This window comes from Kitasatospora sp. NPDC091257 (genome assembly GCF_044757675.1).
Lineage (GTDB): Bacteria > Actinomycetota > Actinomycetes > Streptomycetales > Streptomycetaceae > Kitasatospora > Kitasatospora lactacystinica.
The window spans coordinates 1-5,750 of record NZ_JBIVVI010000557.1 but is presented as its reverse complement, the minus strand read 5'-3'; the positions used below and the strand labels follow the sequence as shown (position 1 = coordinate 5,750).

Annotated in this window: 3 protein-coding genes; all 3 read left to right on the top strand. The window is 76.6% G+C overall.

What is annotated here, in order from left to right:
• The coding region (locus ACIQOV_RS24220) for an amino acid adenylation domain-containing protein (protein ID WP_401051660.1) at positions 1–3,525 on the top strand (3,525 nt) is incomplete at its 5' end.
• Positions 3,522–4,412 carry a leucyl/phenylalanyl-tRNA--protein transferase gene (locus tag ACIQOV_RS24215; protein ID WP_401051658.1) on the top strand — a complete coding sequence of 297 codons (891 nt, stop codon included), beginning with the start codon at positions 3,522–3,524 and terminating at the stop codon, positions 4,410–4,412. The genes ACIQOV_RS24220 and ACIQOV_RS24215, both read left to right, overlap by 4 nt.
• Before the next feature lie 79 nt (positions 4,413–4,491).
• Positions 4,492–5,750 (top strand): hypothetical protein (locus ACIQOV_RS24210; protein ID WP_401051656.1); only part of this gene is annotated, 1,259 nt, incomplete at its 3' end.

Sequence of the window (5,750 nt, the reverse complement as noted above, 5' to 3'; positions counted from 1 at the left end):
TTCCCGAAGCTGGCGCTCGGCCTGTCCGGCTTCGAGACCGGCGTCGCCGTGATGCCGCACATCGAGGGCGACCCGGACGACACCGAGGAGAAGCCGGTGCGACCGGACGGCCTCGACGGGGCAGGAGTGCGTATAGTCGGAAATGTCGCACTCCCCAGCATTCTGCCGCCACAGCACGAGGTCAAGCCGGTGGACGACGCAGTAGACAGCGCACAGGGCGTACGGACGGATGTGAGCTCCGACCGTCACGCCGTGGTCCGCAACGACAACGGTCAGTATGCGATCTGGCCCGGGGACTTGACCGTCCCGGCCGGCTGGCGGCAGGTCCACGGACCGGCCGGGCGGGCCGACTGCCGGGACCGGGTGGAACGCGAGTGGCGCCCCGCCGAACTGGGCTTCCCCGACGGCGCCCCCGTACGGCGCGCGGCGGCCGGATTCGCCGACACGGTGCACGGACTGTTCCGCGCGCGGGTGGCGCACGACCCGGAGGCGGTCGCCGTCATCGCCGCCGACGCCACGCTGAGCTACTGCGAACTCGACCTGCGCAGCGACCGGTTGGCCGCCGCGCTCCGGGCCCGCGGGGCCGGCCCCGAGCAGGTCGTGCCGGTCTGCCTGGAACGCGGGGCCGGGCTGGTGACCGCCTGGCTGGCCGTGCTCAAGGCCGGCGGGGCCTTCCTGCCACTGGACCCGGCCCACCCGCGGCGACGGCTGGCCGGGCTCGTCGAGGACTGCGGGGCCCGGGTGGTGGTCGCGGACGGCGACGGCTTCCCGGGGACCTCCCGGGTACCCGTGCTCGGGCCGGGGGGCGGCGGCTCCGGCGAGTTCCTGGGAGACGACGGCGCCGTCCCCGACGACCTCGCCTACCTGATCTACACCTCCGGCACGACCGGCCGCCCCAAAGGCGTGCCCGTCACCCACCGTGCGCTGCTGTTCACCCTCGACCGGATCGTCCACGCCTACCGGCTGCGCCCCGGCGAACGCGTCCTGCAACTGGCCGCGCTCGGCTCCGACACCGCGCTGGAGCAGGTGTTCGGCGCCCTGCTCGCGGGCGCGACCGTCGTGCTGGGCGGCGGGGACGCGGGCGGCACCTGGGCGCCCACCGAACTGGCCGGCCGGCTGCCCGGGCTGGGCCTGGCCGTCGCCGACCTCACCCCCGCCTACTGGCACCACCTGCTCGACCTGCTCCCGCCCGGCGGTCCCGGCCCCCGGGAGCTGCGGCTGGTCGTGGTCGGCGGGGACGTCGTGCACGCCGACGACTGCCGCCGCTGCCTGGAACGGCTGCCCGGCGCCCGGCTGCTCAACGCGTACGGGGTCACCGAGGCGGCCGTCACCTCGACGCTCTGCGAGGTCACGGCCGACCTCCTCGGCGGGGGCGCCACCGGCCCGGGCCCGACGGGACCGGGCGGCTCCGCCGCGCCCGTACCGATCGGCCGGCCACTGCCCGGAGTGCGGGTGCACGTGCTCGACGCCCGGCTGCGCCCCGTCCGGCCCGGGGAGAAGGGGCAGATCCACCTCGGTGGGCCCGGCCTCGCCCGCGGCTACTGGCGGCAGGCCGGGCTCACCGCCGAGTCCTTCCTGCCCGACCCGTACGCGCCGCTGCCCGGCGAGCGGATGTACCGCACCGGCGACGCCGGACGGTGGCGGGCCGACGGGCAGCTGGAGATCCTCGGGCGCTTCGACGACCAGCTGAAGGTGCGCGGGCACCGGGTGGACCCGGCCGAGATCGAGGCCGTCCTGGCCGCCCACCCGGACGTCCGGCAGGCCCGGATCGCGGCCGACGGGGAGTCGGCGGACGGCAGCCGCACGCTCACGGCGTACTACACGCTCGCCCCCGGGGCGGCCGGCGGGGCGCGGGGGATCCGGGCGTTCCTGGCCGAGCGGCTGCCGGACTACCTGGTGCCGGCCGACTTCGTGCCGCTGCCGGCGATGCCGCTGACGGCGGCGGGGAAGATCGACCGGCGGCGGCTGCCGCACGCGCCGGTGCGTTCGGCCGGCCCGGCCGTTCCGGCCGTTCCGGCCGGAGCGGGTGCGTCCGGTGCGTCCGGTGCGGACGCGGTCGAGGCGGCCGTCGGGCAGCTGTGGGCGGAGCTGCTCGGCGTCGAACACGTCGGCCCGGACGGCGACTTCTTCGCGCTCGGCGGCACCTCGCTGCTCGCGATGGAGATGCTGGCGCGGGCCCGGATCATGTTCGGCATCGACGTCGGGCAGGTGCGGGCGCTCACCCGGGCACTGCTGCGCGAACCCGTCCTGCACGCCTTCGCGGGGGCCCTGCGGGCGGCGCGCACGGAGGGCCCCGCGGGCGCCGAACGGGACGCCGGCGTCGACTGGTTCGCGGAGGCCCGGCTCACCGACGACCTCCGGCAGTCCTGGAGCCCGGCGCCCTCCCGGGCCGAGCCCGCCGAGATCCTGCTCACCGGCGCCACCGGCTTCTGCGGCGCCCACCTGCTGCACACGCTGCTCGCCACCACCCGGGCCCGCATCCACTGCCTGGTCCGCGCGCCCGACGAGGAACACGCGCTGGAACGGCTGCGGGCGGCGCAGCAGCGCTTCCTGCGGCACGACCTCGCCGACCGGCGGGTGGTGCCGCTGGTCGGCGACCTCACCCGGCCCGCACTCGGGCTGACGGACCACCGGTTCGACTGGCTGGCCGGGCACCTCGACGCGATCCACCACCTCGGCGGGCAGGTCAACTTCCTCTACCCGTACCACCAGCTGCGCCGCCCCAACGTCGGCGGCACCCGGGAGGTCGTCCGGCTCGCCGGGCACAGCCGGGGCATCCCCGTGCACTACCTCTCCACCCTCGCCGTCCTGGCCGGCTTCGGCGCGGCCGGGGTCCCGAAGGTCACCGAGCGGACCCCGCTCGCCCACCCGGAACGGCTCGGCGTCGGCTACGTCGAGAGCAAGTGGGTCGCCGAACAGCTGCTGCACAACGCGGCCGCCGCCGGCCTGCCGGTCACCGTGCTGCGCACCAACGACGTCACCGGGGACCTCGCGGACGGGGCGATGAACACCGGCACCGAACTGTGCGCGCTGATCGCCTACCTGGCCGACAGCGGTACCTGCCCGGACGTGCAGCTGCTGCTCGACTTCGTCCCCGCCGACCGCTTCTCCCGGGCCGTCGCCCACATCGCCGCCCACGCACCGGCCGCCGGCGAGGTCTACCACCTCACCTCCCCGCGGCCGGGCGTCCTCGCCGACCTCGCCGAGCGGCTGCGGGCGCGCGGCCACCGGATCGCCCCACTGCCGTACGGGGACTGGGTGCGGCGGCTGGTCCGGTTCGCCGCCGGGAACCCGACGCACCCGATCGCACCGTTCGTCCCGCTGTTCGTGGACCGCGCGCCGGGGACGGACCTGTCGATCAGCGAGATGTACTTCCGGCCGACGTTCCCGCTGTTCGAGCGGGCCAACGCGGACGCGGCGCTGGCCGGGAGCGGGATCGAACTGCCTCCGGTGGAGGGCGGGTTGATCGACCACTACCTGGCGGGGCTGGAGCGGGAGGGCTTCCTGCGGGCGGCGTCGCCGTGAGCCGTTCCGAGGGGAGCCGTTCCGAGGGGAGCCTTTCCGACGCGAGCCTCTTCGACGCGCTGGGCGGGCGACTCGGCTCCGGCGAGGGCCCGGTGGCCTTCGGCGGGTCGCTCGGGCCCGGAGAACTGCTGGCGGCGTACCGGCGCGGGCTGTTCCCGCTGCCGGCGGCGGACGTGTACGCGAGCGCGTACAGCGAGGCGCTGTACGGGGACGCCGTCGAGACGGGCGAGGTGGCGCTGCTGCCGGGCGGGACGGACCCGTACGCGCTGGCCTGGTGGTCGCCCGACCCGAGGCCGGTGATCGTGCCCGACGGCGTCCGGCTCGGGAGGCGGCTGGAGCGGCGGTTGCGCAACCGGTCCTCGTGGTGGACGAGCGCGGACCGGGCCTTCGGCCAGGTGCTGGCGGCGTGCGCCGAGGGGCGTCAACCGGTCTGGCTCACGGAGGAGTTGGCGGCGGCGCTGATGAAGCTGCACGGGCTGGGTGCGGCGCACAGCGGCGAGGTGTGGGAGGGGGAGGAGCTGATCGGCGGCGTGTTCGGGGTGGTGGTCGGCCCGGTGCTGAGCCTGGACTCGATGTTCCACCGCCGTCCGGACGCCGCCCGGGTCGCCGTCGCCGACCTCGGGGCGAGGTTCGGCGCGGCGGGCGGGCGGCTGCTCGACGCGCAGTGGGACGGGCCGCACGTGCGGAGCCTCGGGGCGGAACCGATGGCGCGCTCGCGCTACCTCGCCGAGCTCTCGGGCGAGGGCGAGGGCGAGGACACGGACAGGGGCGCGGGCAGGGGCATGGGCGGGGTCGGTGCGCTGGACGGGTCGCCGCTGCCGGCGGCGCGGCTGGGGCGGGGCCCGGTTCGCCCGGCTGATCCCTCCACTCTGACGAACCTCGGATGACCTGCGGTTAAACCTGATCGGTCCGGCTTTTTTGGCCTGTCTTCGACAAACTTATTCCTCGTCAGTAACATGACGCCGCGTGTTCAAGAGTTCCATAGGCAGGGCCGCCGGCCCCGCCGTCCTCACCCTCGTCCTCGCCGGGGCCGCCGCGTGCGGGCCGACCAGCCCCGGTACCTCCCAGGCCGGTGCCGCACCGGCCGCCGCCACCGTCGCCGACCCGGCCGCGACCGCCGCCGGGGGCAGCCCGGCCGCCGCCCCGCCCGCCGGCGGCACCCCGCGCGCCAAGGCGGGCAGCCCCGCCGCCGGCCGTCCGACCCCGAGCAGAACCACCGTCACCGCCGCACCCGTCGGGGACCACCAGGCCGCGATCGGCAGCCCGGGCAAGGACGGTGGCGCCGTCACGGCGGCGGCGAAGAACCTCCAGCTGACGGCCTACGACCCGGCGGGCGGCACGGCCGTGCTGTCGGCGACGGGGCCGGCCGCCCCGGCATCGGCCCCGGCCACGGCTTCGCCCACAGCCTCGGCCACGACCTCGGCCACGACCTCGCCGGGCGCCGTCCCGCCGGCCGCAGTCGCGGCCGCGGCCGTCCAGCCCGGACAGCTGATCGCCAGCCCGCCCACCGCCGCCGCCCCGCAGGGCGCGCTGGTCGCCGTCACCGGCGTCCGGCCCGGCGCGGGCAACGCCATCGCCCTGACCACCCGTCCGGCCACCCTGGCCGAACTCCTCGGCGGCACCGAGGCCGACGGCAACGTCCCCGTCGACCCGCACGGCATCACCGTGACCCCGTTGGTCAAGGACCTCAAGGCGACCGCCGGCCTGACCGGGAACGGCGTCCAGGCCGACGCCTCCGGCACCCTGGAGGTGAACCTCAGGGCCCCCGTCCCGCTGCCCGACGGCGCGAGCCTCGACGCCTCCGGCTCGCTCCAGCTCCACCCCGCCGTCCACTTCGCCTACCACGGCGCGGCGGCCGGCAGCCCGCGTACCGCCTCGATCGGCTTCGACCTCGGCGCCCACGCCCAGTGGAAGGTCACCGGCGACGCCGCCCGCAGCACCGGCGCGGCCCCCGTCCGGGTGCCCTTCGCCAAGCTGCAGGCCAGCCCGGTGCTGACGGTCGCCGGCCTGCCGGTGGTCGTCAACCTCGGCCTCACCTGCTACCTGGAGGTCAGCGCCGACGGCCAGGTCCACCTGGAGGCGGAACAGGACGCCACCGGCACCTGGGCGGTGCGCGCCGACTACACCGGCGGCAAGGGCTGGACCCCGGCCCCGCCCGCCGACGCCCCCGCCGACACCCCGGCCGTCACGTTCGCCGCGACCGCCGCGTCCGGCCCACCGACGAC